The sequence below is a fragment of the Citrobacter sp. S46_ASV_140 genome (genome assembly GCF_018919545.1).
Taxonomy (GTDB): domain Bacteria; phylum Pseudomonadota; class Gammaproteobacteria; order Enterobacterales; family Enterobacteriaceae; genus Citrobacter; species Citrobacter braakii.
In genome coordinates this window covers 1-1,496 of record NZ_JAHLRC010000257.1, presented here as the reverse complement: position 1 = coordinate 1,496, position 1,496 = coordinate 1, and the positions used below count along the sequence as shown (strand labels likewise).

The 1,496-nt window shown below is 53.5% G+C and carries 1 protein-coding gene, 1 tRNA gene, 1 other RNA gene and 1 pseudogene; 3 read left to right on the top strand and 1 reads right to left on the bottom strand.

Translation table 11 applies throughout. The features are described 5' to 3' along the window. The first annotated feature begins 78 nt into the window (after positions 1 to 78). Both KQJ19_RS23560 and KQJ19_RS23555 read left to right on the top strand, forming a co-directional pair. Positions 79 to 154: transfer RNA gene (locus KQJ19_RS23560), tRNA-Lys, on the top strand. A gap of 29 nt (positions 155 to 183) precedes the next feature. Next, a non-coding RNA gene (locus KQJ19_RS23555) (RtT sRNA) lies at positions 184 to 308 on the top strand. 69 nt (positions 309 to 377) lie between these two features. Here KQJ19_RS23555 and KQJ19_RS23550 read toward each other — a convergent pair. After that, positions 378 to 1,304, bottom strand: coding sequence for a LysR family transcriptional regulator (locus KQJ19_RS23550; RefSeq protein WP_016153919.1), 927 nt, complete (start codon positions 1,302 to 1,304; stop codon positions 378 to 380). Between the two features lie 89 nt (positions 1,305 to 1,393). Here KQJ19_RS23550 and KQJ19_RS23545 point away from each other — a divergent pair. Further along, positions 1,394 to 1,496 (top strand): annotated as a pseudogene (locus KQJ19_RS23545) (bile acid:sodium symporter); the annotation flags it as partial.

Here is a 1,496-nt window from a genome sequence, read left to right as displayed (position 1 = left end):
GTGATTAGCTCAGCTGGGAGAGCACCTCCCTTACAAGGAGGGGGTCGGCGGTTCGATCCCGTCATCACCCACCACTTCGGGTCGTTAGCTCAGTTGGTAGAGCAGTTGACTTTTAATCAATTGGTCGCAGGTTCGAATCCTGCACGACCCACCAATGTAAAAAGGCGCCCTAAAGGCGCCTTTTTGCTATCTGCAATTTATAAGATTCGAACCTGCAGCAGGTCGAGTCGAACGCAGTGAGACAACGGAGCCGTTTACGGCGACGGCCCGAAGGGCGAGCGAAGCGAGTCATCCTGCACGACCCACCAATGTAAAAAGGCGCCTTTTTACTATGCAGAGAAGAACCATTTCCCCTCTGATAACCACCAGTGTGAGCGTTATAACTGATACAACGGATCGCGGGCGCGGGCTGCGGTTAATTCACTGGCCTGCATACGCACCACATCCCACAGCGCCTGAGCAGCGGTTGATAAAGAGCGGTTTTTACGTCGGGCCAGCATCAGTTGCCGTTCAACAACCGGCGTCAGGCGCTTAACCTGCAAGTGACTGCCCTGCGGTAAGGGGAGCGCCAGCGCGGGCAGCACGCTGATGCCAATCCCCGCCTCAACCATCGGAAACAGCGTGGCGGGATGGCCAATCTCCTGAACGATATTGGCATCAATGGAAAAATGGGCCAGCGCAGCGTCGATCAGCGGTCGACTACCGGAAGCATAATCCTGTAGCACCAGGCGTTCATGATACAAATCCTGCCAGTTCACCCACTCTCGTTGGGCTAACGGATGATCCTGGCGACACAGCAGCAGGAACGGTTCGGACAGCACGGCTTCACACTGCAAATCGGTGACTGCGCCGGGATCAATCACAATGCCAAAATCCACTTCTCCCTGGCGAATACTCTCCAGCACCCATTGCTGTGGCCGGTCGTGCAGCACAAAATCGATAGCCGGATAAAGCTGATTACTCTGGGCAATACACTGCGGAATAAGATGAGCAGAGATCGTCTGGCTGGCGGCAACCCGTACCGTGCCGGTTAACTGCGTTCCTACCTGTCCGGCTTCGCGCAGCGTGCTATGCAATTCATCCAGAATACGTTCCAGCCGCGCCGCCAACTGGTGTCCGGCCTCCGTCAGTACCACTTCCCGCGTGGTTCTGTCCAATAACCGCACACCCGTCTGCCCTTCCAGCTCTTTGACACTATGGCTGACCGCCGACTGGCTTAAGCCGATGATATCCCCCGCCCGGCTAAAGCTTTTGGCCTGAGCGACGGTGACAAAGATACGCAACTGACGCAGAGAGTAATTCATCTATTCGATTCATATATGGATGCAATAAATCAATTTTATTTCTCAAACGGAAAAAAGCAAAATGTTACTACCGAATTTCAGGAGTCTTTATGAAACTTTTTCGTATTCTTGATCCGTTCACGATAACGCTGATTACCGTTGTTTTGCTGGCGTCCTTTTTCCCGGCCGAAGGTGGTTTTGTGCCTTTCTTTG

Excerpts from the sequence above, each read along its gene's own strand:
- KQJ19_RS23550 (WP_016153919.1), bottom strand. The coding sequence starts at position 1,304 with ATGAATTACTCTCTGCGTCAGTTGCGTATCTTTGTCACCGTCGCTCAG.